Source organism: Nonomuraea sp. NPDC050790 (assembly GCF_044456745.1).
Lineage (GTDB): Bacteria > Actinomycetota > Actinomycetes > Streptosporangiales > Streptosporangiaceae > Nonomuraea.
In genome coordinates this window covers 289009-315278 of the sequence record NZ_JBITGF010000007.1, presented here as the reverse complement: position 1 = coordinate 315278, position 26270 = coordinate 289009, and the positions used below count along the sequence as shown (strand labels likewise).

At 67.8% G+C, this 26270-nt stretch carries 30 protein-coding genes; 16 read left to right on the top strand and 14 right to left on the bottom strand.

Annotated features, from left to right (window positions below):
- Nucleotides 1-92: 92 nt before the first annotated feature.
- Nucleotides 93-320, bottom strand: coding sequence for a helix-turn-helix domain-containing protein (locus ACIBEJ_RS34165; RefSeq protein ID WP_397187013.1), 228 nt, complete (start codon nucleotides 318-320; stop codon nucleotides 93-95).
- Nucleotides 321-587: 267 nt separating this feature from the next.
- On the opposite strand from ACIBEJ_RS34165, the gene ACIBEJ_RS34160 reads away from it, so the two are divergent.
- From ACIBEJ_RS34160 to ACIBEJ_RS34130, 7 genes are all read left to right on the top strand, one after another.
- Nucleotides 588-788: a hypothetical protein gene (locus ACIBEJ_RS34160; RefSeq protein WP_397187012.1), complete on the top strand. Its 201-nt coding sequence runs from the start codon at nucleotides 588-590 to the stop codon at nucleotides 786-788.
- Nucleotides 785-1336 carry a DUF6879 family protein gene (locus tag ACIBEJ_RS34155; RefSeq protein WP_397187011.1) on the top strand — a complete coding sequence of 184 codons (552 nt, stop codon included), beginning with the start codon at nucleotides 785-787 and terminating at the stop codon, nucleotides 1334-1336. Before ACIBEJ_RS34160 ends, ACIBEJ_RS34155 begins: the two co-directional genes overlap by 4 nt.
- A gap of 16 nt (nucleotides 1337-1352) precedes the next feature.
- Nucleotides 1353-2210: a helix-turn-helix domain-containing protein gene (locus tag ACIBEJ_RS34150; protein WP_397187010.1), complete on the top strand. Its 858-nt coding sequence runs from the start codon at nucleotides 1353-1355 to the stop codon at nucleotides 2208-2210.
- Nucleotides 2211-2274: 64 nt separating this feature from the next.
- On the top strand, nucleotides 2275-2640 hold the full coding sequence (locus ACIBEJ_RS34145) for a hypothetical protein (protein ID WP_397187009.1): 366 nt from the start codon (nucleotides 2275-2277) through the stop codon (nucleotides 2638-2640).
- A gap of 154 nt (nucleotides 2641-2794) precedes the next feature.
- Nucleotides 2795-3190 carry a hypothetical protein gene (locus tag ACIBEJ_RS34140; protein ID WP_397187008.1) on the top strand — a complete coding sequence of 132 codons (396 nt, stop codon included), beginning with the start codon at nucleotides 2795-2797 and terminating at the stop codon, nucleotides 3188-3190.
- 12 nt (nucleotides 3191-3202) lie between these two features.
- Nucleotides 3203-3604 (top strand): NUDIX hydrolase, encoded by a 402-nt coding sequence (locus ACIBEJ_RS34135; RefSeq protein WP_397187007.1) that lies wholly within the window; start codon nucleotides 3203-3205, stop codon nucleotides 3602-3604.
- Nucleotides 3605-3670: 66 nt separating this feature from the next.
- Nucleotides 3671-4525, top strand: a complete 855-nt coding sequence (locus tag ACIBEJ_RS34130) for a helix-turn-helix domain-containing protein (protein WP_397187006.1) — start codon at nucleotides 3671-3673, stop codon at nucleotides 4523-4525.
- On the opposite strand, the gene ACIBEJ_RS34125 is transcribed toward ACIBEJ_RS34130, so the two are convergent.
- The gene (locus ACIBEJ_RS34125; RefSeq protein WP_397187005.1) at nucleotides 4484-4750 is read right to left on the bottom strand and encodes a hypothetical protein; all 267 of its coding nucleotides are present in this window, start codon (nucleotides 4748-4750) and stop codon (nucleotides 4484-4486) included. The two genes, ACIBEJ_RS34130 and ACIBEJ_RS34125, sit on opposite strands and share 42 nt — an antisense overlap.
- A 104-nt stretch (nucleotides 4751-4854) precedes the next feature.
- On the opposite strand from ACIBEJ_RS34125, the gene ACIBEJ_RS34120 reads away from it, so the two are divergent.
- Together ACIBEJ_RS34120 and ACIBEJ_RS34115 are read left to right on the top strand one after the other, a co-directional pair.
- A complete protein-coding gene (locus ACIBEJ_RS34120; RefSeq protein ID WP_397187004.1) occupies nucleotides 4855-5040 on the top strand; it encodes a hypothetical protein in 186 nt (61 codons plus the stop codon).
- A 215-nt stretch (nucleotides 5041-5255) separates the two neighbouring features.
- Nucleotides 5256-5447 (top strand): hypothetical protein, encoded by a 192-nt coding sequence (locus ACIBEJ_RS34115; RefSeq protein ID WP_397187003.1) that lies wholly within the window; start codon nucleotides 5256-5258, stop codon nucleotides 5445-5447.
- 424 nt (nucleotides 5448-5871) lie between these two features.
- Here the strand turns inward: ACIBEJ_RS34115 and ACIBEJ_RS34110 are convergent, their stop codons facing one another.
- The 3 genes from ACIBEJ_RS34110 to ACIBEJ_RS34100 all read right to left on the bottom strand — a co-directional run bounded on the left by ACIBEJ_RS34110 (nucleotide 5872) and on the right by ACIBEJ_RS34100 (nucleotide 9616).
- Entirely contained in the window at nucleotides 5872-7434 is a 1563-nt protein-coding gene (locus tag ACIBEJ_RS34110) for a tyrosine-type recombinase/integrase (protein WP_397187002.1), read from the bottom strand.
- Nucleotides 7435-8580: 1146 nt separating this feature from the next.
- Nucleotides 8581-8805 carry a DUF397 domain-containing protein gene (locus ACIBEJ_RS34105; protein WP_397187001.1) on the bottom strand — a complete coding sequence of 75 codons (225 nt, stop codon included), beginning with the start codon at nucleotides 8803-8805 and terminating at the stop codon, nucleotides 8581-8583.
- Entirely contained in the window at nucleotides 8792-9616 is an 825-nt protein-coding gene (locus ACIBEJ_RS34100) for a helix-turn-helix domain-containing protein (protein ID WP_397187000.1), read from the bottom strand. Before ACIBEJ_RS34100 ends, ACIBEJ_RS34105 begins: the two co-directional genes overlap by 14 nt.
- A 615-nt stretch (nucleotides 9617-10231) precedes the next feature.
- Between ACIBEJ_RS34100 and ACIBEJ_RS34095 the strand changes: the two genes are divergently transcribed.
- From ACIBEJ_RS34095 to ACIBEJ_RS34075, 5 genes are all read left to right on the top strand, one after another.
- The gene (locus ACIBEJ_RS34095) at nucleotides 10232-10726 is read left to right on the top strand and encodes an ATP-binding protein (protein WP_397186999.1); all 495 of its coding nucleotides are present in this window, start codon (nucleotides 10232-10234) and stop codon (nucleotides 10724-10726) included.
- A gap of 102 nt (nucleotides 10727-10828) precedes the next feature.
- On the top strand, nucleotides 10829-11005 hold the full coding sequence (locus tag ACIBEJ_RS34090; protein ID WP_397186998.1) for a hypothetical protein: 177 nt from the start codon (nucleotides 10829-10831) through the stop codon (nucleotides 11003-11005).
- 182 nt (nucleotides 11006-11187) lie between these two features.
- Nucleotides 11188-11400 (top strand): hypothetical protein, encoded by a 213-nt coding sequence (locus ACIBEJ_RS34085; protein ID WP_397186997.1) that lies wholly within the window; start codon nucleotides 11188-11190, stop codon nucleotides 11398-11400.
- 80 nt (nucleotides 11401-11480) lie between these two features.
- Nucleotides 11481-11786: a hypothetical protein gene (locus tag ACIBEJ_RS34080; RefSeq protein WP_397186996.1), complete on the top strand. Its 306-nt coding sequence runs from the start codon at nucleotides 11481-11483 to the stop codon at nucleotides 11784-11786.
- A 1382-nt stretch (nucleotides 11787-13168) separates the two neighbouring features.
- Complete coding sequence (locus tag ACIBEJ_RS34075; RefSeq protein ID WP_397186995.1) at nucleotides 13169-13435, top strand: hypothetical protein; 267 nt, start codon at nucleotides 13169-13171, stop codon at nucleotides 13433-13435.
- Nucleotides 13436-13728: 293 nt separating this feature from the next.
- Here ACIBEJ_RS34075 and ACIBEJ_RS34070 read toward each other — a convergent pair whose 3' ends face one another.
- The 6 genes from ACIBEJ_RS34070 to ACIBEJ_RS34045 form a co-directional block, all read right to left on the bottom strand.
- The gene (locus ACIBEJ_RS34070; protein WP_397186994.1) at nucleotides 13729-14139 is read right to left on the bottom strand and encodes a ParB N-terminal domain-containing protein; all 411 of its coding nucleotides are present in this window, start codon (nucleotides 14137-14139) and stop codon (nucleotides 13729-13731) included.
- Nucleotides 14140-14231: 92 nt separating this feature from the next.
- A complete protein-coding gene (locus ACIBEJ_RS34065; protein ID WP_397186993.1) occupies nucleotides 14232-14795 on the bottom strand; it encodes a hypothetical protein in 564 nt (187 codons plus the stop codon).
- 63 nt (nucleotides 14796-14858) lie between these two features.
- Nucleotides 14859-15482, bottom strand: a complete 624-nt coding sequence (locus tag ACIBEJ_RS34060) for a hypothetical protein (RefSeq protein WP_397186992.1) — start codon at nucleotides 15480-15482, stop codon at nucleotides 14859-14861.
- Nucleotides 15483-15626: 144 nt separating this feature from the next.
- Nucleotides 15627-16088 (bottom strand): hypothetical protein, encoded by a 462-nt coding sequence (locus tag ACIBEJ_RS34055; RefSeq protein WP_397186991.1) that lies wholly within the window; start codon nucleotides 16086-16088, stop codon nucleotides 15627-15629.
- A 250-nt stretch (nucleotides 16089-16338) separates the two neighbouring features.
- Nucleotides 16339-17343 (bottom strand): DUF932 domain-containing protein, encoded by a 1005-nt coding sequence (locus tag ACIBEJ_RS34050; protein WP_397186990.1) that lies wholly within the window; start codon nucleotides 17341-17343, stop codon nucleotides 16339-16341.
- A 349-nt stretch (nucleotides 17344-17692) separates the two neighbouring features.
- Entirely contained in the window at nucleotides 17693-18889 is a 1197-nt protein-coding gene (locus tag ACIBEJ_RS34045; protein WP_397186989.1) for a hypothetical protein, read from the bottom strand.
- A gap of 420 nt (nucleotides 18890-19309) precedes the next feature.
- On the opposite strand from ACIBEJ_RS34045, the gene ACIBEJ_RS34040 reads away from it, so the two are divergent.
- Nucleotides 19310-20092, top strand: coding sequence for a hypothetical protein (locus ACIBEJ_RS34040; protein WP_397186988.1), 783 nt, complete (start codon nucleotides 19310-19312; stop codon nucleotides 20090-20092).
- A 1876-nt stretch (nucleotides 20093-21968) separates the two neighbouring features.
- Here the strand turns inward: ACIBEJ_RS34040 and ACIBEJ_RS34035 are convergent.
- Nucleotides 21969-22694, bottom strand: a complete 726-nt coding sequence (locus ACIBEJ_RS34035; RefSeq protein WP_397186987.1) for an ATP-binding protein — start codon at nucleotides 22692-22694, stop codon at nucleotides 21969-21971.
- Nucleotides 22695-22978: 284 nt separating this feature from the next.
- Between ACIBEJ_RS34035 and ACIBEJ_RS34030 the strand changes: the two genes are divergently transcribed.
- Nucleotides 22979-23368 carry a hypothetical protein gene (locus ACIBEJ_RS34030; protein ID WP_397186986.1) on the top strand — a complete coding sequence of 130 codons (390 nt, stop codon included), beginning with the start codon at nucleotides 22979-22981 and terminating at the stop codon, nucleotides 23366-23368.
- Between the two features lie 56 nt (nucleotides 23369-23424).
- Here ACIBEJ_RS34030 and ACIBEJ_RS34025 read toward each other — a convergent pair whose 3' ends face one another.
- The gene (locus tag ACIBEJ_RS34025; RefSeq protein ID WP_397186985.1) at nucleotides 23425-24306 is read right to left on the bottom strand and encodes a BTAD domain-containing putative transcriptional regulator; all 882 of its coding nucleotides are present in this window, start codon (nucleotides 24304-24306) and stop codon (nucleotides 23425-23427) included.
- Between the two features lie 1093 nt (nucleotides 24307-25399).
- Complete coding sequence (locus tag ACIBEJ_RS34020; protein ID WP_397186984.1) at nucleotides 25400-26224, bottom strand: phosphotransferase family protein; 825 nt, start codon at nucleotides 26222-26224, stop codon at nucleotides 25400-25402.
- Nucleotides 26225-26270 lie beyond the last annotated feature (46 nt).

The window sequence follows — 26270 nt, the reverse complement described above, 5'->3', positions numbered from 1 at the left end:
CCCTTCGCACTTGAGGGCGTGGAGGACATGCGGGCGACCCAGGTCTTGGAGGATTGGGGTCGCCCGTCGTATGTCTGGAGCGGTCGCGCGCATCAGGCGGCAACCTCTGATCCGTTCCTGGCAAGCCAGGCGGCCGCGTACTCCTCAAAGCTCGTCGGCTGGCCGACGCTGAGCACATCCCGGACAAAGCTCGTCACGAAGGCGCGAGGCATGCGCCAAGCACGGCCAACCTGGGTGCCCGGGAAACGCGATTTACGCAAACCCGCATAGAGGTACTCCGAGGAGCAACGCAGAATCTTGGCCGCCTCGGGAACCAGCATGGCGACGTCCTGCGCGCTGCTGTACTCCGTTGTGTGGGTTGTGTCCGCTGTTCGGGCTGGCGTCATGGTCCCCATGGTGAGATGGCGGGAACGCATAAGTCAAGCAATGCTCGAAATATGCGAGCAATGCGTTACCTTGGAGTTAGCCAGGTTCCGCATCACACCTGATGCGCCCCGTACGATCCTCCGATCGACGGGGCGCATTGCTATATCTGACGCAAGTTGCGAGCATGGCAGCGTGATGCGAACCGACAGGAGGATGCGCCCATGAGACTCGAGTTCATGTGGAAGGACGACACCTCAGGCGGCGGCGGCTGCCCCGCCCTCTACCGCACCACCGGTGGATACGTCGTCCAGGGCAAGCGGCTCGACCCTGAGACCCGTGCCCAACTCCGGCAACTCCTCGACGACGAAGACGGCGTGTTCGTCCCCGACAACGTGCTCGACCGGCTCAAGGACCTCGGATGACCGAACGACGTGTCCTCACCGGCGCCGAATTTGGCCAGGTGATACACGAGTTCGAGCACACCGCGTTCAGGCTCGAACTGCAGCCCGCCTACCTCGAACCCGAGGAGGCGGGCATGCTCGCCGCCTTCCTGCGCGGTGAGCCGGAGCCGCCCGATTCGGTGCCTGAGCTTCGGCAGTGGTTCGACCGCATCGCTCAGCACGCCCAGCAAGGCAAGCGGGTCGAGCGGGTACGCGTGCAGGACGACCCACCGACCGACTACCAGAGGTTCGAGCGATGGCTCGACCCATGGAACGTCGGCGCTGGCGAAGTCATGCGCTACCTCACCCGACAGAAAGCGCACGAGATTGCTCTCCTGCCGGCGGCAGGCTCCACTGACTGGTGGTTGCTCGACTCCTCCAGGTTGATCCTGATGCACTTCGACAGCAACCATCGTCGCGTCCGAAACGAACTCGTTACCGACCCAGCAGTAGTGGTACAGGCGTGCATGTGGCGGGACCTGGCAGTCCACCACAGCGTTCTGGCCAGTGGCCAGAACGCGGCCGTCTAGCACGAAGGAAGATCCCGTGGAATCCCTCAAGGACTGGATGACCCAGCCCGAAGGACTTGCGACCCGTCTGCGCATGCTCCGCGCGCGGGCGGGTCTGTCAGGAAAGGCTCTCGCCGACTTGCACGGCTGGGCGCAATCAAAGGTGTCGCGCATCGAGGGTGGCACCCAAATACCCAGCTATGACGACCTCGCACGGTGGGCGGGAGCCTGTAGTGCGGATGCTGTCGAGTTGGAAGAACTCCAACGTCTCGCTGACGAAGCCCGAAGCATGCGAGAGGCGTTCCGCGTCCGCATGGAACGTGGTCAGGCCCGCGTGCAGGCTGACCACAATGATCTGACCTCCCAAGCTCACTTGATCCGCTACTTCGAAACCGCCTTCGTCCCGGGCTTCCTTCAAGTACCCAGCTATGCCCGGTCTGTGCTGACCGAGATGGTCGATCTGCACGATCTCGAAATCGACGATGTAGACGCAGCTCTGGCAGCCCGTTTGCAACGCCAACAGATGCTCTACAACCCCAGCAAGCAGTTCGAGTTTCTGATTACAGAGCCGGTTCTACGGTGGCTCATTTGTCCCGCAGCAGTGATGCGTGAGCAGCTCGATCGCCTTCAGACCGTTATCGGCCTGGAACGAGTCCGCTTTGGCATCGTGCCAATGGGTGTAGAGCTACCGACCACACCTCAGAACAGTTTCCAGATCTACATGGGCGACAAGGGAACTGTCGTTGCCATCGAAACGTTCACGGCCGAGATGTTCGTGCGCGGCGACGAAGCCCGGGCCTATGAACGGGTGATGGACAAACTCTGGGAGCAGGCCGTTACTGGTGATCGGGCGCGAGGCTTGATCGTCGCCGCGATGGACGCCATACGTTCGTGAGCGCCGACCCCGATCAGTGGATCAAAGAGCCGGATATTATACCCAGCCACCACGGGAGGACGCGATGTCACTGCCCTGGACTTGGGACGTCCCCTATTTCCTGCCGTACGACGACGAGGCGCCCGTCCCCGTAGCACCGATGGTGCTGTATCGCTATTACGACGATCAGGGACGGCTTTTGTACGTGGGGATAACCAATTCCTTCAAGGAGCGAAACGCTAAACATGCAGCCGCCTCACCGTGGATCATATTCGCTACCCGATCTACGACAGAGTCGTTCCCTGCACGCCGGGATGCGGAAGAAGCCGAACGAAGTGCAATTTGGAGCGAACGCCCTCTCTTCAACTCGCAACGCAACCGCACACCTTGGGCGCGCCAGCGGCTGTCTGTCTACCTAGTGGAGCGCGGTCGTCTCGACCTGCTGCCCTAGGGCTTCCTTGCACGCCGAGGACTACCGCAGCCTCGAAGCTGACTAGTCCCAAGCTGCATCCGGACAACAGGACACCAAAGTGTCGCTTCCCGGTGTGCGGGAGCGAGGAGACGATCTCTCGGAAGCCTGTCTTCAAGTCCGCGAGGGAACTCTCATGGCGATCAGTGATCTACGTCAGCAATGGGCTCTCCACCGCAAGCGCCTCGTCAAGGCGGCCGGCATCTCCCAGGTCGGGTTCCAATGCCACAGGGACACATGGGAGTTCATCCGCTATCACACCGGCCCTGTTCAGATTAAGTATCACCAGCTTCCAGCCACAGCGGTCATTCGGCTGGCACTGTCGGGTCCCGATGTAGTGGCCATCCTGGCCAAGATGAGAGGCGTACAGATCCTGTACCGATTCGGCCGGTCCCGGGCCATCGCAACGCGGGTATATGAAGCAATCGCCGAGACGGTGGACACCGTGGACCCGAAAGCGAGGCCAGGCGAGGCAGTTCCTGACATCGTCCTTGACGACAAAGTCGGCCCGCCTGACGGAGCGCAGGCATAGACGGCGGAATCTGTGGACTCGGACCGCTGCTTCCCCGTCGCGGCCGCCATCATCGTCCACGACGGTCTCGTCCTGCTCATCCGCCGGCGCGTAGCCGAGGGCGAACTGTCGTGGCAGTTCCCGGCCGGGAAGGTCGAGCACGGCGAGACCGCCGAGCGGGCCGCCGTCCGGGAGACGCGCGAAGAGGTCGGCCTCGACGTGTCCGCCGTGGCGAACCTCGGCGAGCGCGTTCACCCCGCCACCGGTCGCGCGATGATCTACGTTGCGTGCACCGTCAACGCCGGGACAGCCCGAGTGGCCGCGGCAAACGAGGTGGCCGAGGTCGAATGGTGCAGTCGCGCGCGCCTGGCGGAACTGGTTCCGTCCGGCCTGTTCGGACCAGTACAGGAGTTCCTCGACGCACGCCTCACGTGAGCTGTTCGGGCGCCGTGCGACAGGATCGGTATGTAGCGGAACGGTGCGATCGAACGCTTACCTTGTATGGGCGACACCACCGAGCCGGACCAGAGCGTCGAAGACTCGCAGGCGAAAGGGCCGATCCGCCTCGGTGAGCTCAGAACCGACAAGGAGCTTCTTGCCGCGTTCCGCGTACTGTTCGATGCCTCTGGTGTCTCAGTCAACCAACTTGCGCGCAAAGTCGGGCTCAGGCCTTCATCCGTACAAGCTGTACTGGACGGTCAGCGCATGCCAGGTCTTCTGCGTATGCGCGCTCTCCTGAATGCGCTCGACGTACCGGAGGACTATCGCGGCATCTGGACGATTGCACAGCTGAGACTCGCGTCGGATGGCCTCCTTGGCGGGCATGCGTCTGGAACGACTGCGGCAGAATGGGCTGCCCGGCGCGATTTGTCGGAGGCGGAGAACGAACTCACCGAAACGGACGAGCTGACGCTTCCGGCGCTGTGGAAGGTCACCCACAAGCGGCTCGACTACTACCACGAGATCGCCACCGGCCAGGCCCGCCAGTCGTTCCGTAACGCCCAGATCGCGATGGGGCTCGGGTTCCTCCTACTCGTGGCCTTCGCGGTGCTGACGCTGGTTGCGCAGAGCACCGCGGCCGCCATCGTGACGGGGGCACTCGGCGCAACGTCGGCGGCGTTCGCGGCCTACATCTCCAAGACGTTCGTTCGCTCCCAGGAGACCTCTGCGGCCCACCTCCGCTCCTACTTCGATCAGCCGCTGGAGTTCTCCCGGTACCTGGCCGCCGAACGCCTGCTGAACGGCGTCGACAAGTTGGAGCCTGAACAGCGTGCGGTCATCGTGGCCGACGTGCTTCGCGGCATCCTGCCCGGCTCAAACGCTTCGGAATCGGGCAAATCGAGCCCCGAGGAGTAGAGCTGACTCCCGGAGCGTGATCGACTTGACCCCGCCCCTTCGGGATGGCCAGGCTCGCGCCAGATGCGCCTGCATCAGCAGGTCCGTCGCCAGCTCGACCGCGACCTCGACCTGCCGCACAGCCTTGAGCGCGTCCTCGGGGGTGTCGAAGTCGGAGGCGAGGCCCACGGCGGCGTCCATGACGGGGTGGAGGATGTCGGAGATCCGGCTGCGCTGGTCGTCCATATCGTGACGGTACGACAGGACCGTAACGCCGGAAAGGGCCTCTCATCTCGGGATCTTTCGCCAAGGCGCCGCCACGCCGCCGGAGCCCGCGCCACCCTGATCCCATGGACGAGGAGGAAGCCGCCGTCGAGGCGTACGAGTGGACCGGCCACACGCCGGAAGAGTGGGCGCTGCTGTCACCAGACCAGCGGCTCGACAGGATGATGGCGGTGAACGCAGCGGACGAAAAGGCCCCGCCCGAAGAGGTGGTCCAGCGAGCCCAGGGCGCATACCGTCATCCATACCGCTGATCGGTGTGAACCTATTCGCTATTTGTGGCGTCCAAAAGGTGTGGGACCTGAGGGAGTCCCGGGCGAGGGGCTCTTGTCCGGCCGTCCAGCGCGCAGAGGAGGCGGCCGGGCACCAGCCCCCTCCTGGGCCGTAGACGTAGCCTCACGTTCACGACAACCTTCGGGACACACCAGCCGTCCAATCCTTCACCTTCGCTAACACGGGAGGGGTTGGGGTGGAACCAGAGTCGAAATGGGAATGGGCGCTGCTGTGGGCGCTGTTCATCTTGCCCGCAGTGGCGGGCTGCATCATCTGGATCAAACAGGTGGAGCCTGTCGGATTCGCGTACCTCGCGTGGTTGATATCCGCGGCCCAGGCGGTGATCCTGATGATCGAATACCACCGGGCTCATCCCCCGGATCGGTGACGGTCTCCCCCGCGAAGGGAGACCGTAGGGAGACCGGCAGGAACGGACGAGCCCGGTTCCGGGCGGCACTCATGACACGATCCGGCAAGGTCTCATGCCGCCGACCTGGCGTTTTGCGCATTTGCGACACGATTCGGCACAGTCCGGCACGAAACCTCACAGACTTCTAATCCGACGGTCGCAGGTTCGAATCCTGCAGGGCGCGCTTCAATCATGGCGTTGACCTGCGGAAACATGCGCTTGGCCGCCCGAACGGAACATCGTTTCGGCCATTCCGTGCTCCAACCGTGCTCGCCCGTACCAACCCTGTACACACCATGATCATCACGCCGTTCATCCCTTCCGCCACATGACGAACGGCTTCGCTCCGCCGTGACGCCAGCGCAGCGAAGCCGTCATCTCCCCCGGCCGAATCGCCCCCTGGTTACACGCGAAGCTGCCGCAGAACGCCTCGGCCCTCGTCGTCGTCGCCCAGCAACAGCGCCGCGGTCTTCTCCGCCGCCGCCATCGCCACCTGCGGGAAGACCGACGTGTACGTGTCCGCGGTGAAAGCGCTGGAGGTATGCCCCAGCGTCTCCTGGACCACCTTCATCTCCACACCCGCGGCCAACATCAACGACGCCGCCCCATGCCGGAGATCATGCAGCCGGATCGGCGGCAGCCCTGCCAGGTAGGCCAGCCACAGGAACTGGTCGGACACATGCTGCGGGTGCAGCCGATCCCCGTCGGCCTGGGTGAACACGAACCCGGCCCCCTTCCACATCTCTCCCGCCGCGAGCTGTTCCTCGCGTTGACGCCGTTGATGCGCACGCAGGATCGTGATCGTTTCGGCGTCCAGGGCGATGGTGCGCATGGAGGCGTCGGTCATGGGCCTGCCCTCGTGAATGCGCCCGGCCAGCTGCACCAGCTGCCAGGAGATACTCGCGGCTCCGATATCGAGATCGATGTCCTTCCAGCGCAGCCCGCACGCCTCGCCACGCCGAAGCCCCCGAACCGTGATCAGCCGATACAGGGCGAACAGCGGATGCCGGCCGGCCTCTTCCAGAAACAGCCGGGTCTGCTCCGGTGTCCACACCATCACCGCCGACGGACGGCGCACCCGGATGTAGGCATCGATCGGATCCACCCGCCGCCCGCCCCGGCGCGCCTTCTCCGCGCTGCGGTAGGCGCGGAACTCCTGATGCCATTCCTCGACCCGCTCCCGGGTCCATACCAGCGGCCTGGGCCGGGTCTTGGCCGGCATCTCCAGCACCGCCGCAGGATTGAAGTCGATCAGCCGATCCTGGCGGATGGCCACGTTCAGCGCATGCCGAAGAGTCGCCCGGATACTGTGCATGGTGGCCATGCTCACCGCCCTCCGATACTTGACGCTGGCTCGCACCACATGATCCGCGCTGGCCCGCCGCTCGGCGATGACGTCGTTGAACTCCTCGATCTGCTCGAACATCCCCGCCACGTCCCCGACCTTGAGCTGATCCAGCCGGATACGGCCCAGGTAGGGGGTCAGATACAGCCGGATATGGCCCTCGTAGGAGCGGCGGGTCGTCTCCTCGATCTTCCGCTTGCGCGTCAGGAACTCCTCCAGCCACTGCCCGACCGTCACCTCCCGCGTCAGGTCCTGCCGGGTACGCACCCTGCGGCGCACCACCTCGACACTGGGCAGCGCCTCGGTCTCGGCCAGCGTCCTCTTGATCAGATCAGCGATCTGATTACGGGTACCCACCTCGCCCGGACCGGCCAGCGCCAGCAGCTCCCGCACCTTCCCCAACTGATCGTTCGCCGCGTCCTGCGAGGCGAAACCACTACGACGCAGCGGACCCCGACGCTTCCCCTCCACCGTGGCAGGAAGCTCAATCTGGTAACTCCAGATGCCATGCCGATTGCTCCAGCCCCCACCGGGACGACGCAGCTTGGAGCATCTCTGCCCCAGCGCCTTCCCGTCGGCTCCCGTGCAGGAGCACCGCTTGTACGTGGTGCCGTCAGCCATCGCTCTTCCCCCTTCACTCTGTGACGCCTTCTCCCGCCCAGGACACCAACAGCGCACAGGCACAACCACAGGCGTTGATCAGGCGAGCACGCCCCACCAACGCCCAGGGCCGACGCATGGCCGTATCGGGCGGGCATGTATCGACGCCCACCTTCACCGCATCGGTCAAGCCCAATCCGACCGCCGTTCCGGAATCCAACGACCACCGCCCCCCACCCGAAATTGGCACACCGTTGCCGCCCCCCGACCATCAACGAAAATCTCCTGTCACTAATCCAAATACCTGCCACCAGACCAGAAATCGGACAGCCCTCTCGGGCAAGGTTCAGCCAATTCCGAAAAATCCGCGGCCATTATGGAAGAACCCGGCGGGTAGCCGACCGGGGCGACACGAAGCGATAGCCTGCGGCACAACCGGACAGATAGCGATGGCGAGGCCATCACGAGGGCGGGCGATTAGGCGCACACGCTGGGGTAACGCAGCTGTGGACTTTAATCCGCAAGGTTCCGGGTTCGAATCCCGGACACCCTCCCGTCAGAATCATGCCTGACCTGGGCTTTCTCGATTTTCGTCCTTCTCCCGGCAGGCGCAATTGGCCGAGTCAGTGCTCGAAAAGTGCTCTTCGGCACGCGTCCGGTATGGCGGCGCCCCACGACAGGGATGGCTGTGGGCCGCCCGAACCCGTCAGGCATAGACAGATCCGGTAGACGCCCATGGGAAGGGTGCGGCGAGGGGTGGGTGAAGCAGTCCGGCTCTGGGGTGATTGCCGACGCGTCCAAGCAGGCGCAAAGCCGGTATCGGTCGAGGTGCGCCCCCATTTTCATCCTTTTGCCCGGTCCGGTCACTCCTGCGGGCTGGGCAGGTTGGTGGGCGAACAGCAGGTGGCGTCATGTGTCCTTTGCGACCAGGCTGGCGGTCATAGGCAATCTTGCAGGCAATGACAGACCCGCCCAAAGGTCCACAGGAAGGGTGGAGCGGAAGGCTGAGCCGCGCAGGCCGCTCCCAGCTTGATCACAGACTCGTCCAAGCATCGACAAAGCGCGGGGGTAGCGCGCTGGCTTTGGAGGCCACGGGGTTCCGGCTGTATGCGGTGAGAGGGCCCGGCTGAGCCCCGGGCGCCCCTCGGTAGGCCATTGCCGCGGTGGCTAGAAGTCGAACTCGCCGCGCTTGGCGCCGTCGATGAAGGCGGCCCAGACAGCCGGGTGGACGACAAAGGGAGGGCTGTCCGGCGCTTCGGTGTCGCGGATGCCGACGCGTCCACGGCTGAGTGGGGCTACCTCCAGGCAGTTGCCGCCGTTTGAGCCGGACTTGGTCGCCTTACGCCATGCAGCTGAGGCCAGTTCGATGGCCAGCTCTTCATTGCTGTTCATACGTCACCATCTTCTCGCGTATCACGTGCTCCGAGACGTGCAGGGGGTGGGCCCACGCACGGATCGTGTCGTATCTGAGGCTAACTGCCTCGATATCGTCGCTGCGATCCGATACTTGCCCGTGTGTGGTGGTCTCGATGTAGGCGGTATCGGGAGAGCCGGGCACCTGGGCGAGCATGAAGGCGCCCAGCAGTCCGGTCGTGGCGCCGACTTCCAACGGGACGATCTGAATGGTGATCCGGGGCTGGGCCATCATGGTCAGCAGGTGCTGGAGTTGCTCGCGCATCACTTCCGTCCCGCCGATCGGGCGGTGCAGGACACCCTCGTCGATCAGTGCCGCGAAGATGGGCGGCGTCGGCCGCTTGAGTAGGGATTGTCGTTGTAGCCTCGCTTCCAGCGCTTCGTTGACCAGTTCTTCGGTAACGCCGGGTTCTCCACGCAGTACGGCACGGGCGTAGTTCGCGGTCTGCAGTAGGCCGGGGACCAGCAAAGGTTCCCAGGTGCGGAGCGTGCGAGCTTCCTGCTCGACCTTCGTCCAGGGCCGAAACCATTGCGGGCTGGTCTCTTTGGTGATCAACGGCCACAGTTTCAGCAGCTCGCCGGACAGCCCGAGTTCGCGTTCGCAGCGTTCGGTGAAATCGCGGCTGGGCCGGCGGGCGGCGCGTTCGACTGAGCCGAGGAGGCTGGCGCTGAAGGAAACCCGCTCGGCGAGCTGCTCGATCGTCAGGCCGCAGTCGGTGCGGAATCGTCGCAGTTCCGAGCCGAATAGTGCGAGCGGGCTGGCGGTCGGATCCAGCTCTTGCATCGTCATGAGGCAGCTCCGTTACGGTCGTTACCACAGCGCCACACGGACCGCACACACATGCGCACGGGGAATGTGTCACTCGGGTGTGCCGCTCGTCCTGCACACAAAGTAGCTGGATGACTGCATGCTAGGCAGTGGCTTCGACGAAACATCCCTGTCGGGCCGCGCAAGCCACACACGTCTAACCGTCATCGATGTGTGTCCCCCCAATCGACCTGTGGCAGGTGAGCAGTAGGTGATCTATGTAGAGTCCGCAGCGGCCTTGATCTCACAAGGTTCGGCAGAACCGGCTCATGATGTTCGAGCCTCGGCGCTGGTGCGGAAGGCGACCACCGGTTGGCGCAGCTTTCGCCGCTCCCTATACGTCGGCGCTTGGCATGGAGGGCTCCGTGTTCCGCGGCCGGGCGGGGCTGCTCTAGCACCCTCGCGCTGCCGTTGCCTATCCCGGGTCCTGCGGCAGAGCCGCGAGTTCGACCTCGTCTATCCGGCATCGGGATGCATCGAGTATCCGGGCGCTAGCTGGACGTACCGCTTCAGCCGAGCGCGTCGACACTCGTGGCGGTCCAGCCGCTTCTCCTCTGGGCACGGAGCTGACGGTGGAGGTATCGCGAGGCGATTCCCATGACCTACTGCGTACCCCCATCGACGAAATTCGAGAAACTCGGCGTCATCCACTTGGCGTGTTGCCCGCGGGCGCCGTATCTGGCGCGGCAGGCGATCACCAGATGGTTGGGCGGTGCTCATGCCGCGGTGGAGGGTGCCGTGCTGGTGGCCTCGGAGTTGGTCACGAACGCCGTCAAGTACGCCGATGCGTCCGGTCCCGGCAACGAACTCGGTCAGGTCACGCTCACGCTGTCGCAGAACACGGCCCTGATCAGGCTGGGGGTGACCGATCCAGGGTCGCGCTGTTCGATTCCCGCCTGTATCCCGTTGCAGGCGCCGAACGTCTCCTCTGAGAACGGGCGGGGGCTGGCGATCGTGGAGAACCTGTCGCGCGGCCGGTGGGGCACCTACCGGATGCCCCGCACCGGGTACCGGCACGTGTGGTGCCACCTGGACCGCGATCCCAGCGAGGCGCAACTAGAGGAGTTGTACTGCGCTCGCGTGGCCGGCTGACCTCACCCCAGTCTTCACCCTGCCCGCCTCTACGGCCTCCGTTGGCGTGCCCGGAATCGGAGGAGCATCGTGCGCCGCCATCGCCTGCTCATGCTTGCCCCAGTGCTGGTCACAGCCGCTTACGTCGGCTGGATCGCCGCCGCGCCCGGCGGCATCCCCGTGCCGGTGACAGTCGTGGTGCTGGTCGGTGGGCCGGGCGTCTTCGTCGGGCTGGTGCTTAGGCATCGCTGGCGGGTCCGCCGCCGCGCGGTCAACGGCCGTTCGCTGTTCGGCCCCTGAGATCCGGGCTATCCGGTTGGCGCGTCAGCGGGTCCGCCTGGAACCTATGCGCCGCCCTGTTGTACCGGCCACCCTCCGTAACTCCGGGTAGCGACACGTTCTAACTGTCTAACTGGCGTGCCGTCTAACTGGCCCGCCCGCCCCGGTGTCTCCCCCTCTTTCGCTTCTGAATGGAGTTCGTCATGTCCCGTCACAAGCTGGTCAACGGGCTGTTGCTGGCCTTCACCTCGGCCTTCGCGGTCTTCTCCGTGGTGGCTCCGGCCGAGGTGGTCCGCCCGGTGGCGCTGGCGGTGCTCGGTCTCATCGCGATCTGGTTTCTAGGGGGTGTCGCGTTGGCGGTCCCTGTCGTGCGGCGGCGACGTACGAGCCAGAGCGGGAACCGGCCGTCTGCCTGATGACCGCCGCCTGCGCACCGCTTTCGCGTCCCGTATCTCGCTTCTCTTTCTCTTCCCGCTGACCGTCTTGGGAGTCGACCATGCCCGATTCTGTCCAGTCGGCGATTGCCGAGCAGGCCGCCGTCTATCTCTCTGACCTGCAGCGGGTGCTGCGCGAGCGGGGTTTACTCGCGCGGGTGCTGACCGAGCAGGGGCGGTTGCCGCGTCTGCGGGTGATCAATCCGGAGGCCACCTCCTTGGCTGAGGTGCTGTCGGCTTCGCCGCGGGAGGGCGAGTGGTTCTTCTGGTGGTCCTGGGCGGCACCGATCGTCGAGGTCGTCCACCTCGATCGGGCGGCCGAACGCGTGGGCCGGGTGCTGGCGGTAGCGGCCCCGCACGCCGCCTGACCGGTCACGAACCACACCGGGCGGGGGCGCGTGCTGTCCGTTCCGTGACGGCCCCGTGGTGGCCCGTGGTGGCGTTGTGGTGGCCCGTGGTGGCGTTGTGGTGGCCCGTGGTGGCGTTGTGGTGGCCGACAGCGGCCGCAGGGCGGGCGGTCACAGACCTGGACGCTGTCACCCCGGTGACCCGCCGGTGTCGGGCGGGGCTGTGGGTGGCGGTGCCCTTACCCGCACGTTTCCGGCCGGGTGTGCATCTGGCGGTGGCATCCCGGTTCGGAGGCCGGGCGAGTGAGGGCAACATCAAGGAAGGCTTCTCGGATGGGTGCCGGGTGGTGGGCGACTGTGACCGGTGTCTGTCTGATTCCGAGGTGATCGCGTGCTGTGGAACGCGTGGTCACCGGCGGCTGGCCGGTCTAGGCGGTCGGCCGTGGTGACGATGGTGAGGGTCCCCCCGGCCTGAGCCGGTCGTCGCCTGTGGGGGCGGTCTCTTGCCTGTCGAGGGGACCCATCGCGAACGCCGACGCCGCGATGGGGAGGGGCCGCCCCCTCCAACCGCAAGTGAACGAGTGAAATTTCGAGGGCTTCCCGGGACGGGACCCCTCCGGGCGGGTGCGCAGACCCGCTCGGGTGCACGTTCCCGGGATGGGGTGACCGCGGGCCTCGCAGGCAACCGTGGACGCGGTCACTTCGGGTGGCTGACCGGATGGCCGAGGAGGTCCGGTCAGCCACTCTCCGCGGGCGATCGGGCGGTTCCCCTTCCGCCCGGTCATCTGGTGGGCGGCTCCTTTGCGCTGGTGCGGATCGCGGCTTCAGGGCCGCGAGGCAAAGGGGCCGCTCACCCCCAGACGTCCGGTGGCGGCACGCTCCCCATGATCGCGGGTGCCGCTACCCGACCCGGCCCCCCTCTGGTAGGCAGCCTGTGCTTGCCAGGGGAGGGGAGGTGGTTGCTCGGGCTCCCCGCCCTAGCGGAGAGCAGCCACCGGCAGGCCCAGGGCGCGAGCCCCTGGGCCTGCCCAGAAAGAGGGGTGATGGCCTGGTGCGCTCGCCGACTCCCGCCAGGCCATCACGGGCGGCTCCCCACCCGACAACGGGAGGTCGCGTCAGTCCGGGTCCGCGACCACCCGGGGGGCCGCCCACCCTCTGGAACGTGACCCGAACGTCTAGACGTCCGGCAGTGGTGGCACACTCTCCCTCGTGCGCTGCTGCCGGACCCCCAAGGGGCTTTCGGGACGCCCTCACCCAGGGGAGTCATTGTGTTCCCCGGGTGGGCGGCTCATCCCGTCCCGAGTCCCTCTCCCTTCCCGCTGCGGGGGAAGAGAGGGGGAGGGGAGGTAGATCAGCGTCCGGTCGGCCTACCTCCCCTTCTGCAAGCTGCCTAGCGCCATTAGGTGGGCAGGTGGATCACCGTCCCGCCCGCCTCGCTCGATACCGTGCCCTTCGCCGTGGTCCGGGTGGTGGGACGACCGGGCGGCACCGGCCGGGGCGCGGGTGTGCCGGTCAGGAACGCGGCGGTCACCGACGAGGTCATCGCCCGGGCCGAGGCAGAGCTAATCGGCTGCACCCGGTCAGCCGCGCACCCGCAACCGTCCACCCGACCCGCGCTGAGGCCCGGCCCCGGCGTACGGAGCGCCGGGGGTGGCCCCGTGGCCGGGTGAGTATGAATCCGCCACACCAGCCGCCGCAGGGGCCGTCCCGGACCCACCACCACAATGACGCTCTGATCCATGCGGATTGCGCGTATCCCCGGCCTTGAGCAAACTCGTACCTGCGGCGAACCTCAACACCAGAAGCCGTGCAGGTACGGGCCCTTCTGGTCCAAGCGGGGTAGCATCTCCGCATCATGGGGCGCGGACACGTGACCTGCTGATCGAGCCGGTGGTGAAGGAGGTATGCCCCGGCCAGCACACCGTTATGGTGCTGGGCGGGGCATGCCCCCTACGCCACCGGCTCAGGCATCAGCCAGGCCATCCTCCTCGTCGTCATGGTTTTGGTCGTCTTCGTCGTACTCTCCGTACGCGTCGTATCCCTCGTCGTTGTGTGGTTCGCCGCCGAAGATGCGGCAGGCGGCCTCTTCCTCGGCGGTGAGGATGACCGCCTGGAGTTCGGTGACGCCGGTGTTGAGGGCTTTGTGGAGGCGGTGCCAGCCGTCGATGATCAGCATGCCGCCGTTGGGTACCGGGGCCATGATCAGCGGTTCGGTCAGGTCCACCCGCGCGGCGTGGTCGGTGTTGATGGTGATCACGCCGAGCATGGCCTTCCATGCTGCGGGGTCGAGGCGGCCTTGCGGTTCGCGGCCGTGGGCGAGTTGTTTGGCGGTGGTGATGTTCCAGCGCCAGGCCAGGATCTGGAACCATTCCACCTCCGAGCTGTCCACCGGTCCGGGTTCCGGCTTGGTCGTGGCCGCTGCACGGAGGGTGCTGGGTGCGGGGTCACCGGTGACGGCGCAGTCGCTCATGCCGTCCCCTCGGCCCCGGTCGAGGTGCCGGAAGGTGTCTGCTCCGCGGAGGCCGGCGCGAGTGACCTCACCTGGCGGAGGAAGGTTCGGGCTGCGTCTCGGCGGATGAGGGTCATGGCCCGGTTGACGTGGTGGAGGACGAATTCGTGCTCGAGGTCTTCTCCGAGGAGGCCTACGTACAGGGCGATGTCGGGCACGGGTTCGACGGCGTCGTCTTTGAGGTAGGTGCTGATCCAGGAGGCGAACTTGGCCATCGATTGCTCCGGGGTCAGGCCGCCGCCCGCGTGCCGGATGTGGCGCTCGACCAGCAGCCACCATGTTGCGAGTGTCTGGTCGCGCAGGGTGTCGCGGAGTTGCTCGCCGCTCAGCTGCTCGCCCCGGCCCAGCCGTCGGGCGAGGTCGTTGATGTTGCGCTGTCGCATCGTGCGGGCCTGCTCGATGACCGCCTCCACCGACAACGCCTCACCCGGCGCGCTACCGGGAGCGGGAGCGGTGCTGAAGTCGGGGCCGGGGTCGGGTGCGGGTTTCGGGGTGGTGGGGTGCTGCGGGTGGTTGATCACGGGGCTGTCCTTCCATGGGGTGATGCCAGCGCCGGGCGACGCTGACGGGGGTCGGGTGCCCGTTCACGGCGCGTCCGCTGTGGCCGGGGGCAGCGCCGGAAACGCGGCCGGGGACGCGACCGAAAGGCCGGGGCCAGGGTCGGGGTGGTGGTCTGCCGGTGTGCCCGGTGCCGAGAGGTCGGCTTCGTTCCCGGGTTCGGTGGCGAGGTGGTGGGTGAGGAGGTGGCCGCTGGTGGTGAGGAAGTCGCGGGCGGCCAGGCGTGAGGCGTGGGCGAGCCCGTGGTCGAACAAGGTGCCCGGTTGCGGGGCCGGGGGTTCGCCGGTCAGGTGGTGGCGGGCCCAGGAGCGCACTCGCCGCACCGCGTGGTCACTGCTCAGCTTCTTGGTGGTGATCTCCTGCTCGACCCGGTCCCACCAGGCGCGGAAGGTTTGGGCGTAGGCGGCGGCGAACACCTGCTCACCGGCCAGCCTGCGCCCGTTCTGCAACACGGAGACGGCCTCGGCCGCCGCCGTATAGCAGGCGCGCCGGGCGGCGCTGATCTTCTCGGCGGTCAGCTCATCAAACGAACACCGCGCCCGCTCGTCCGCTTCGGCCGTCGTGGTGGCCGGGGCCGGGGCGGGGTCGGGGGCTGGGCTGTCGGCCCTGCCGAGTGGGGGTAGGGGGCCGGGTTGGTAGAGGTCGGCCATGGGCGTTCCTTTCCTTCGGTGACATGGGTTGGCGAGGGGGTGAGGGGCCTGGGATGCGGCGCGGGGCGGTGCCGTCCCGCGCGCCCCGCCCGTCCCGTCCGGGCGGGCGGGACGGGGCGGGCGGTGACTGCGGTTCCGGCCGGGCTAGAAGACCGGCGGGTCGGACCACACGCCGGAGCCGGGCCCGGCGTGTCCGCCGTAGGTGTCGTCGGGGTGGGCGTCTGGCGGGGGCGGTGGGGTGAGGGCGTCGGCGAGTTGCCGGGTCGCATCGAGGAAGTTCTGGGCGGCGTTGCGGCGTGATTCGGCCATGGCCATCGTGAAAGCCGAGCTGAAGGTGCGCACACGTACCTCGAGCAGGTAGCGCTGGGCCCGCTGCCGAATCATCAAGACGGCGGTTCCGCCGTCAACGGTCTCCTCGATGCCGCAGGTGAGGTCGGTGACCTCCTGCCACCAGGTCATCAGGTGGTAGCGGTCGGCGATGCGGCCCAGGTCGTAGTCGCCGAGCTTCCCCTCCTCATCGAGGGAGGTGATGGAGGTGAGTGCCTGGCTGAGTTCGTAGCGGGCGTTGGCGGCGTGCGTGCTGATCAGATCTTCGAGCCGACCCATGATGATGATCTCCTTCACGGTCAGGGGCTGGGGTGTGGTGGGCGGAGGCGTCGCGGTGGACATGGCCGGGCACGTGTCCCCGGTCCGGCGCGTGTCTAGGGCGATATGCGGCCGTGCGTGGTCGGGGTCCGGTAGCGCCGCGCCGGGGGTGTGGCGGGCCGTACGGGGCGCGGGGCCGGGCTATCCGCCGGGTTGGGGTCCGGTACGGCCCGCGCGTGTCGGGGCCGTACGGGACGGGCGGGTCTCGGCGTTAGGCGGTGGCCAGCATCCGGAAGGCGCGGGCTTTGATCTTGGCGTTGTCGTGGTCGTCGAGCAGGGCGCGTTCGGCGCGGACGGTGGCGATGTCGCGGCTGCCGAAGACGGGGCTCTTGTGGTCGAGCCGTTCGGTCACCGCGTTGTAGGCGGCCCACCGCGTGTTGCGGATCGGCTCCTGGGTCGGGGCTTGGGCGAAGAGGTATTCCAGCTCCCGCATGGTCAGGTCGTGATTGCGTTTGGTCTGGTCTTTGGCATCGGCGGGGAGGAGGTGGAGGCGGTTGGCGAACTGCCGGAACTCCTTCACCTCCATCGGGACGGCGAGGAGTTTCTCGGCTTCGGCGGCGAATGCCTGACCGTGTTTCCAGGTGAGTTTGAGGGCCTCGCGGGCTTCGGCGATGCGCCCGGTCACGTTGCCGGTGTGCCGGAGGGTGAACTTCGAGGCGTGGTTGGCCAACGCGGCACGTTCGGTGTTGGCGCACACCACCCGGACCGGGGTGGCGACCGTGGTGAACGAGCCCCATCCGTCGTGGCGGGAGAACGCGGCGAGGTAGAGGTCGATCTGGTCGAACCCGCCGATCATGAGCGGTTCGGGCAGGCGCATGGTGACGAACACCCGGCGTCCGTTGTTCAGCGAGCCGCCGGTGTCGAAGATCGCGCCCGACTCATCCACCAGCGTTTGCAGGAATCCGGTGACGTCTTCGTTTTGCAGGACCTGGTAGTCGCGTCCGACCCGGCCCAGACGCTCCGGCAGGCCGGTCACCGGGTTGGTGCGCACCACCAGGAAGTCTTCGTCGGTGACGACCTGTTGACCCGTGAGGGGGTCGGTCACGTGGCCGACGGGCACCTTGCGCACGTTCCACCCGGCCAGATGCGAACGCGACAGCAGTTCCTCGGCGGTCATCGGACCGGGCGCGGTGTAACCGAGGCCGTGCCAGCCGGGCTTCCCTGCGGCGGCGAACCCGGCCGAACCATTGGCGAAGACTTCGATCTCGTGAGCCATGACATGTCCCTCTCTGACGTGCCGACATGCGGCGTTGCGGGTGGGTGCGGTATTGGGGCGTGCGGGCATGCGGAACAGACGCGATGCCGCGAAAGGCGTTGGTGGTGGGTCCGGCCCCGGCCCGTGCGGGCCGGTAGGCCGGTGATCTGCGCGGGCTATGGGTGCCCGTCCGGCTGTGGCCGGGTGCCCTACACGGTGGGGCAGTGCCCGGGGGTGATGGTGCCGAGGTGGCGGGGATGAGGCCCGGCAGGGGCTACGGGGTGGGGGCGGGGCTGCAGGGGTGCACCGCCCGCTACACGGGCTGGGCCGGGGTGGGCGGGCTGGTCAGGACCGCCCACCCCGGCTCCGCTCAGTCGCCGTTGGTGTCGGTTGTCGCACTGTCCCCGGTGTCGGCGGGGCCAGCCAGGCGCAATGCCGGGGGGTTGACCAGGGCGGGGGTGGCAGTGGGGGCGAGGGCGAAACGCCGGGGGCGTTCCGTCGTCAGCACCGCCTCCCCGAACTCGACCAGCCGGTCCAGGGCATTGGCCACCGCGCCGGACGAACGGCCCCCCAGCGCCTGCCCGATCTCGTAGGGGGTGAATTCCTTGCCGGGGTATTCGATCAGGTGCTTGTGAACCAGGTCCCGCAACCCGCCCGGCCGCACACTGCCACCCACGCCGCCGCCGGAACCCGGACGGGTCCCCGCTCCGGTGCGGGCCAGGGTGGCGGTGCCGGTCAGCGTCGCCCGCGCGGCCCGGTGCGCCGAGGTGACCTTCGTCATGGCCATTTCCAGGGACCCCAACGCCAGCACGTCGTTCCCCTCGTCCTTCGCCGTGATCACCCCGCTGAACAGGGCTGCCAGCTCCGACAGTTCGGCACAGGCCCGCGCCCACGCCGAGTCATCCGGCACCGGCTCAGCTTCCGGCTCATCGGCGTCAGCGTCGGCGCGGTAGACCAGCTCAATTTCAACCTCGATTCCGGCCGAGCCCTGACCTATCGCTTCGTCGTCGGCCACGTCCTCCTCGGCATCGGCCAGCTCATCGGCCGGGTCGGGGTCGGCCGGGCCGATACCGGATGGGGGAACGTCCTCCTCCGGCGCGGGCCCCGCGTCGTTGTCCGGGATGTTCGTGCCGGTGTCCGGCGCGGTTGCCACGTCGGGAGCGGCGTCTGGCAATTCGAGGGCCGAGGCAGTTGCGTCGGCCTCGCCGGTGGCGGTGGTCGGGTACCACCGGTCAGCCGCTCGCCCCTTCGTGCCGTCGCTCACGCCCGGCTCGCGGCGGGCGTGCCCGTCGGCTTCGAGCAGGTTGAGGATCTTGCCCGCCACCACCCGGCTCAGGCCGGCCGCCGCCCCGATCATCGTGGCCGACGCGCCGGGCTCAGCGGTCAGCGCCGCCCACACCGCCCCCACACGCCCGTCCGCATCCAGGGCCGGACCGGTGGCCGGGGCGGCGGCGTCCGGGCCGTCAGGGGCCGTTACGGGCGCGTCCGTGGCGGGAATGGCGGCGGCGGTTTCGGTGTCGGCGGGAATGGTTTCGGTAGCGGTCATTTCCGGGGTGTGAATAGCCATGGCGTGACGCCCTTTCCGATCGAATTCCTGGCCCCGGGTGCGGGCCGGTGTTTCTTTGTTTGCGTCACGACCATCCCTCGCCCATAACCCGGCTGGCAAGCCGACCCGGCCACAAACATTGTCACCCCAACGGCTGGAGAGGCTAACCTAACGAATGGGCCGTTCATCTGCGAAAACATCTCGCGAGAAGGTGGACCTTTCGGCTTGACATTCGCGGCCGGCCCGACTCTTCACACATTTCACCGGACGACGGCGGACGATGCCCAATTGCCCGAATTCCAGCTCGAAAGAGTCCGCGAGATGAATGCGCATTCGGGTTGACATGAATACCGGGTTCGAGCGTCCATGGAATTAGGCGGGAAACGCCGCCGACTAACCCGCCCGGCCCACCCGCCGGGGGAAACGAAAGGGGAACACCACATGACCCACACCGACACCGGCACCCATACGGGCACCGACGCCGCCACCGACGGCGGCACCGGCACCCGGCACCGCATCGTGGAACCCGCCCACGCCATCGCGCTGGCCGAGCACGGCCCCGGATGGGCGATCATGTGGGACGACCGCGACGATCAGCCCGTCATCGTCCGCCCCGAACGCGGCGACGACGGCACCTTGCTCGAAATCTGCGTCTTTGAGCACATGTTCGGCCTCGGCGGATTTTGCGGCACCTGCGGCGACGCCCACAACTGCCAGGCATGCGTGCCCACGGAGGCGACCGGCTTCGAGGTGATCGCCGCCCACATGACGGCCATCCTCGGCGACTACTTCCTCAGCCTCGACGAGATCGCCGCCCACATGCCGCTCACCCTGCCCTACACCCGCGCACTGGCCGCATACTGCTACCGCCGCAGCTTTCAGGGCACCCGGCACGGGGACGCCTTTCACCAGCGCTACGTCTCCCCCGAGGGCCACCACGTCAGCCTGATCATCCCCATCAACCCCGCCCCGGCCGACGTGCCCGCGCCATCACTCACCATCGAGTGGATCTACCTACGCCCCCGCCCCTACACCGCCGACCACCTCACCCCCCACACCCGCATCCCTGCCGATACCCCAGCCGCCGACGTCGCCGAACTGATCGCCGCGCACCTCGCTATCCACCCATCCACCCCCATCCCGCCCGGCGACACCACGGACGGCACGCACGGCACAGACGGCACGGACGGGCCTGACAGCCCCGCCACACCCGCCACTGCCTGACCCGGTACCCGGCCCCATCCCAACAGGCCCCGGTGCCGCCCCACGGGCGGTCACCGGGGCCGACGCATGCCTGCCGGGGGCGTGGCCTGGGGTGTCCGGTGTCCGGCCCGGCCGCGCCCCGCGCGGGCGCAGCCGGGGAGCCGCGCCTTCCGGGCGGAGGTTCCTCTCGCTGTTCACGGCGAGGTCACCGCAAGGGCCGGCCAGCGGCCTGGCCGCTGGCCGGCGAAAGCTGCCGGGAGGAAGGAAGTGGAAGAGGAAGAGGAAGAGGAGGCAGGCAAGCGCGGGAGATCAGCAGCCCAGCCAGTCACAGGCACACGCGCGCACATACTCAAAGGAGTCGCCCATAGGCGATTCGGGGCGGCCAGCGCAACAGACGAAACCTGCGTGACCTGCGCAGATGACACGCCAGGGGGTGTCGCGATCTCAGCGGCAACACCGAACGCGACAACAAAACGCGACACCGATCGCAACACCGATCAACACCCCACCCGAAAAGCCCGCAACACCCAAACGTGACACCCCTGCCCAACGGCCACCCTCGCGGCCCCGGCCGAACCCGCCGCCTCAACGCCCGGCGGCGGGTTCACCTCGCCCCCGAATGCGAGGCGAACCCACCACCGCGCCCAGCCCACCCAGCGCCCCTCCATACCCGAACAGGCGGGCGGGCGGAAATGAGGGCGGCAAGGAAGCAGGCAAGCAGAGGACCGGGAGATCAGCAGCACGGCCAGTCACACGAACACGCGCACACACATATTCAAAGGGAGTCGTCTTTAGACGAGTCGGGCCGCCCAGTGCGCTGTCCGAAATCGGGAAGACCTGCGAAAACGACCCCCGGCAGGGGTAGCGATCTTAACCGCGCACCGGAACGCTACCCCAATTTCCAGTACGGAAATCTGCCCACAATTTTCTCACCCTCTTGGGGCGACGCCCGATCGGATCGGCCTGGACTTTGGTGGGTTCGCCTCGTCCCGAACACAAGGCGAACCCACCCAGACCCGCCCACCCAGTGCCCCCTCCGCACCGGATGGGCGGGCGGGTAGGTATCAACGCCCACCTGCGCCCCAGGTGTCAAGCCCCGTCCCGGCCCCCGCGCCGGGACGCGACCCTCGACCCGGCCGTCAGGCAGCGATCGGTCTCACCGCTGCTGCGGGCCCTGGCCGGGCACGGCGACGCCGTCCCGCGTTCACCGGCTCGGCATGACGAGCCCGGCGAGCGCCTGCCCTGGCTCGCGAGCGCGCTCGCGTCCGGTCGCGGTCCCGGACCCACGGCCACCACCCGATCTGCCACCACGCCACCCGCGCCCCGTCCACACCAGCAACCGCCCCCGTGACCGCCCCCGTGATCGCCCACGTGCCCGTCACCGACCGTACCGCCGCCATCACCCCTGGCGGTGGCGGATCGGCCGGTAGCGGGCCGCTCAGCCCCGCACCGCCACCATCAACCCCACCCGCCACGCCCGCACGGGCCCCCGCGCCCGGTGTGGACGCCGAGGCCGACGGCGGCGCGCTCGCTCTCGTCCAGCTCACCCCGGGAGCCCCCTGCAGCAGCTCGGCCAACGTCGGCAGTGTCGGCCGTGTCACCAGGTTCGGCTCCAGCGCAGGGCGCTCGACCGGGCGGGGCGCAATCGAACGGGATGCCGGGGCGGGCCCGGTCGGGGTCGGCTTGGTCGAGGTCGGCTTGGGCGGGGTGGGGGGCAGGGCGTGCCGTAGCTCGCGTGGCCCGGTCGCGCTGATCACCACCTGCTTGCCGCGCAGCGCCAGCCACCGATACCGCGCAACGAGGAACGCCCAGTCAGGCCATTCCCGGCGCAGGTCGGCGAGCGCCTGTCGCGCCCATGGCTCCTGCCCGTACGCGGACACCCGGTCCGCGTTCTTCTTCAGCTCGCCTCCCACCGGGCCACGGAAGGGTCCAGGCGGACACCGTCCTGTCGGCGGATGGCGTCGGGTCTTTCAGCCGCAAGCGATTCCCGAGGGCCGCCCTGCTCGTCCGCATCGCATCCGGCCGTGTGATCAGCCTGCGTCCCTTCCGAAGCCTGGCCGGTCGCCTCTTCGGCGAGGGCGAGTTCCGCCCACACCGCGTGCCCGGTCACCTCGTTGCCCACCACGCCGGTCCGGGCCGCCAGCTTGGCGACTCCGGCAAGTCCCCGCCCGCCTTCGGCCGTCTCCGGCAGCGTGCCGGGCGTGCGCGAGAAGTCGGGGACGGGGCCGCCGCCGAGGTCGTAGACCACGATCCGGACCGAGGCCGTCCCGCGCAGTACCTCGACGACGAAGAACCCCAGCTCTCGGCTGGAGCAGGTGTGCCGCAGCGCGTTGCTGACCAGTTCGGCCGTCACCCACATCGCGTCCTCCACCCGCCCCGTGTCGGCCAGAAGCCGGCCCACCATGCGGCGGGCCAGCGCGGACTGGTCACCGCGCCCAGGGAAGGCGCGTCGCCAGGCCATCCCGGACCACAGCCGCCGCGCCCGGAACGTCGACATCGTCAACCCCGGCGCCAGATCCGGGAACTCCTCCACCGCGAGCGGCTCCCGCCGCAGGTGGAAGGTCGGCGCCATGACGGGGTTGCTTGGCTCGGCCAGGAGTGTGTGCTGCGTTCGCGTGTCCATGGAGGGTTCCCTTCGGGTCACGTTCCCGGCGCGGTGCCGGAAGCGGCCAGCACGATCACCCATCTCCGCGCCCGAATCACATCCCCAACCCGCCAACCCCACCACACGTGGACCCGACCAGCGGCAACGCCGTCACCGTGGCGTGTTGCCCCACCGCTAAACGCACGACGACTACCCCACACCCAGACTGGAGCCCCTCCCCGCAGCCCGGCTACCGTCCCCCAACCCCCGCAACCCACGGGGCCGCGCGCAACCGCGCATCCATGCGAAGGGGACACCAGATCATGTCCGGCACCGGATACCAAACCCTGCTCGACTGCCGACGCCGCAACCGCTACCTCCGCCAGCACGGCTTCACCACCCAGCAGATCGCCCTCATCCTGGCCCTCGACCACCCCGCCACCCCGCTCCGTCTGCACCGGTACGCGGCCGGACTCACCGCCGCCCAAACCGTCGAGGCATTTCACCTGCTTGACGGCACCGCCGGTGCGGGACTGCGCGAGGCCCGCCTCTACGACTACGAGACCTGGCCCCAGGCCGGCCGGCGACCCTCCGCCGCCACCTTGCGGCTGCTGGCCCGCATCTACCACACGCAGCCGATCCACCTGATCACTTCTGAAGCCTTGGCCAGCTATCCGGCACGCGACCAGCGCGATCTGCGCGACGAAGGGTGAGGCCCCGGCCGACGCCGCCAGCCCTCGCCCCTTCGTCGTTCTTCCTCCAAGCCCGATCAGCGAACGAGTCGCTCATACACCTGCTGAGCCTGCGGGCTGGGAGTCACGTCGATCTCTGCCAGCCGCTCCTTCAACAGCTCGAACGAGCGCCGCACCGCGAGCTGACGACCTAGCTCTGCTTGAATCGTCATGAGCTGACCCCACAACATTTCGCTGTAGGGATCGATGCGCTCCACCGCCAGGTGCAGAACGTCGACCGCGCGCTCCGGATCATCCGCACGCACCAACTCCGCCAGCCGTACGGCGGCGTTGATCGCCTGCCGTTGAGCGGCCTGCCGTACCGGAAGAACCCACAGATCATCACGCCCGGCCAGCAACGGTCCCCGATACAGGGTCAGCACCTCATGCAACGCCGCCTTGCGCCCCGCGTCCTCGACTGCGGTCGACACCAGCCTGCACGCCTGATCGAACCGCCAGAAGTCCACATCGAACCAGGCCGCAGGCAGCAGCCGCCGTTCCCCGGACTTCACCACGAACCGCACCCCGCTCGCGCACCCGGTCGCCTGACGCATCGCCTGGTTGATCTCCCGCACCGCCGACTCCAACCGGCGCCCACCACGCCCGCCATCACCCGGCCACAACGCCTCCACGATGGCCTCAGCCGACGCCCCATCCGGCGAGAGCGACAACAGCGCGAACAGATCCCGCGCCTCCGCCCGCCCAAACGAGACTTCCTTGTCCGACCAGGTCACCCGCGGCACCCCGAGCACCTCGACCTTGGTCTTGCCCGCCGCCCCCACGAAGCCCGACGCCACCGGCCTGAGCGAAGTCGCCGCCATCGCGGCATCAGCCGCAGGAGCGGGGGCTGCTGGCGGCGCGTCACCTTGCCCAGCAGGTGCAGGCGCGTCCGTCTGCGGGTTCTCCGCGGCGTCGGCCATTCTCACCTCGACGGGCTCGACAGCAGGAGCCCGTGTGCTAGCAGCAGTCGCGACCGGCAGAACCTCTCTGTGGCTGTGGTCATCGTGAAGCATGTCCCCGCCGCCCACACGGTGCCCTCCGCGAGCAGAGCCCTCGCCCGCCAGGCCGAGCCGAGACCGTACCCGGGCGATCAACGCAGCGGCCAGCACCATCACCAGCAGGCCGAACACCAGCGCAGCCCCCAACGGCCCCGTCCCATCTGAGCGGGGCCCGGCGCCAGGCCGCCCCGCCCCAGCGCCGGGTGAACCCGCAGGGGAAGAAGCCGCGGCAGACGGCGCCCCCGAAGGCGAAGGAGTGGCGGACGAGGACGGCGCTGACGGACCGGGCGACGGCGCCCCCGTCACCACCGGGACCACATCCCCCTCCCGCTGCCGTTGCCGATCATCCGCTTCGCCGTGTTGTGGACCCGTTGTCAGATCCGGTTCCCGGCCCATCTTCGTGCCAGCACCGGGCTCGGCCGATTCGCCGGTCCTCGGCGTGCGTGTTCCGAGCTCGGCTTCAGGCTGCCTGGCCTCTGCGACGGCATCTCCTGTTTCTGAGGATTTCCGAGGGCTCGGAACAGGTGATGCCTCGGCGGGCTTACGGCGCGATTGCTCCAGCCGTTCGCCCAAATTCGGCACCCGCCCGTCGCCCAGATCACCGTTCACCGACGCGCACCACCGGTCGATGTCGTAAATCTCGTGCGCCTGCCGGGAGACCGGCGGACAGTAAGGCTCCACCTCAGCCGCAGCCTCGATCGCAGGGCAGGCAGTGAGGAAGAACGCGACGGCGACTGCTGAATGTGCGAACGGAACCGAGCGCCCGATTCCGCTCACTATTCCGGCTTGTGAATATTCCTCCCGAATCATCAGGAAACCTCCGGAGGGGTCGACAAATACACCTCCAAACTACCGCTATTTGCGTTCTAGCTAGACTCCGAAAAGAGAACACAAATGACAAAGACGGACGCTGCTGCACTCTCGGGCGACACACCCATGTCTATTAGCCTCGCCAGTTCGGGCCGGCGGGGTCCCTTAAGATCGCCTGCCACGGCTGCAGCGCAGCCGGTGTCATTCATTGCATGAGGTGCAGGACGCGTTGGGTCTGACGTTCGAGGGTTCCCGGGGGGTTACGGCCGTTGAAGGGCCCGTCGGGGCCGAGCATGAGGAACCAGCCGAAGGCGAGGAGTCGGCGGAAGCCTTCGACGCGCTGGCGTTCCCGCCCGGACAAATCTAGGGCGGCGATGACCTGGTTCGTATTGAGGGCGCCGTCGAGGCGGGATATGTGTTCCAGCACTTCGGCGATCTCGAATGCCTTGTCGCTGCGGCCGGAGTCTTCCCAGTCGATGAGGCGCACCACGCGATCGTGTTCGTCCCAGAGGTAGTTGGCGTGATTGCCATCAGCCAGGCCGAGAACGGGGGGCAGCGGATCGCTGCTGAGTTGATCAGGTGTGCTGGTCGCCAGCCAGGCGACACCGTGCTGGTAGGCGCGGCGGGTATCGGGGTCCTGGCCGAGGTCGGGCTGCTTGTCTGCCCAGGTGCGGACCTTGGCCACCGCCGCGGCCGGACCCCACGCGGCGGGCTCGACGGCTTCGACCACATGGGTAGGAATCGACTGGTGAAGCTTCGTCAACGCGGCGGCCAGCGCGGTCGCCTGTTCGTCATCTGCATGTTCGCCACGAAGGACGTGGCCAGGCAGGCGGCTCATCATCAGCGTTGGCGGGTGGGCATGCAGCGCTGCGCGCAGAGGCGCTGGCGCGAGATCGGGCGCGTGTTCGGTAAGCAGTGTCAGTGCGGTCCATTCGCGTTGAGGCTCGTCTCGTTCCCAGGAGCGGTACCGCTTGGTCACCTTGTCGGCGCCGATGACGATGTCGTGGGTGGTGGACTGGCCGACCGTCAACGTGCTGTCCTTCCCTGCCGCTGGTGTGGGCACCCTCTCGGGCGCG

What these genes read in the sequence shown, in the direction of transcription:
- ACIBEJ_RS34125 (WP_397187005.1), bottom strand. Translation starts at nt 4,750, where the DNA reads ATGGACGACCAGCGCAGCCGGATCTCCGACATCCTCCACCCCGTCATG.
- ACIBEJ_RS34110 (WP_397187002.1), bottom strand. Translation starts at nt 7,434, where the DNA reads ATGGCTGACGGCACCACGTACAAGCGGTGCTCCTGCACGGGAGCCGAC.
- ACIBEJ_RS34045 (WP_397186989.1), bottom strand. Translation starts at nt 18,889, where the DNA reads ATGGCTATTCACACCCCGGAAATGACCGCTACCGAAACCATTCCCGCC.
- ACIBEJ_RS34085 (WP_397186997.1), top strand. Translation starts at nt 11,188, where the DNA reads ATGTCCCGTCACAAGCTGGTCAACGGGCTGTTGCTGGCCTTCACCTCG.
- ACIBEJ_RS34040 (WP_397186988.1), top strand. Translation starts at nt 19,310, where the DNA reads ATGACCCACACCGACACCGGCACCCATACGGGCACCGACGCCGCCACC.
- ACIBEJ_RS34100 (WP_397187000.1), bottom strand. Translation starts at nt 9,616, where the DNA reads ATGACGATGCAAGAGCTGGATCCGACCGCCAGCCCGCTCGCACTATTC.
- ACIBEJ_RS34140 (WP_397187008.1), top strand. Translation starts at nt 2,795, where the DNA reads ATGGCGATCAGTGATCTACGTCAGCAATGGGCTCTCCACCGCAAGCGC.
- ACIBEJ_RS34120 (WP_397187004.1), top strand. Translation starts at nt 4,855, where the DNA reads ATGGACGAGGAGGAAGCCGCCGTCGAGGCGTACGAGTGGACCGGCCAC.
- ACIBEJ_RS34025 (WP_397186985.1), bottom strand. Translation starts at nt 24,306, where the DNA reads ATGGCCGACGCCGCGGAGAACCCGCAGACGGACGCGCCTGCACCTGCT.
- ACIBEJ_RS34035 (WP_397186987.1), bottom strand. Translation starts at nt 22,694, where the DNA reads ATGGACACGCGAACGCAGCACACACTCCTGGCCGAGCCAAGCAACCCC.
- ACIBEJ_RS34055 (WP_397186991.1), bottom strand. Translation starts at nt 16,088, where the DNA reads ATGGGTCGGCTCGAAGATCTGATCAGCACGCACGCCGCCAACGCCCGC.
- ACIBEJ_RS34145 (WP_397187009.1), top strand. Translation starts at nt 2,275, where the DNA reads ATGTCACTGCCCTGGACTTGGGACGTCCCCTATTTCCTGCCGTACGAC.
- ACIBEJ_RS34160 (WP_397187012.1), top strand. Translation starts at nt 588, where the DNA reads ATGAGACTCGAGTTCATGTGGAAGGACGACACCTCAGGCGGCGGCGGC.
- ACIBEJ_RS34030 (WP_397186986.1), top strand. Translation starts at nt 22,979, where the DNA reads ATGTCCGGCACCGGATACCAAACCCTGCTCGACTGCCGACGCCGCAAC.
- ACIBEJ_RS34130 (WP_397187006.1), top strand. Translation starts at nt 3,671, where the DNA reads ATGGGCGACACCACCGAGCCGGACCAGAGCGTCGAAGACTCGCAGGCG.
- ACIBEJ_RS34095 (WP_397186999.1), top strand. Translation starts at nt 10,232, where the DNA reads ATGACCTACTGCGTACCCCCATCGACGAAATTCGAGAAACTCGGCGTC.
- ACIBEJ_RS34080 (WP_397186996.1), top strand. Translation starts at nt 11,481, where the DNA reads ATGCCCGATTCTGTCCAGTCGGCGATTGCCGAGCAGGCCGCCGTCTAT.
- ACIBEJ_RS34155 (WP_397187011.1), top strand. Translation starts at nt 785, where the DNA reads ATGACCGAACGACGTGTCCTCACCGGCGCCGAATTTGGCCAGGTGATA.
- ACIBEJ_RS34105 (WP_397187001.1), bottom strand. Translation starts at nt 8,805, where the DNA reads ATGAACAGCAATGAAGAGCTGGCCATCGAACTGGCCTCAGCTGCATGG.
- ACIBEJ_RS34060 (WP_397186992.1), bottom strand. Translation starts at nt 15,482, where the DNA reads ATGGCCGACCTCTACCAACCCGGCCCCCTACCCCCACTCGGCAGGGCC.
- ACIBEJ_RS34165 (WP_397187013.1), bottom strand. Translation starts at nt 320, where the DNA reads ATGCTGGTTCCCGAGGCGGCCAAGATTCTGCGTTGCTCCTCGGAGTAC.
- ACIBEJ_RS34050 (WP_397186990.1), bottom strand. Translation starts at nt 17,343, where the DNA reads ATGGCTCACGAGATCGAAGTCTTCGCCAATGGTTCGGCCGGGTTCGCC.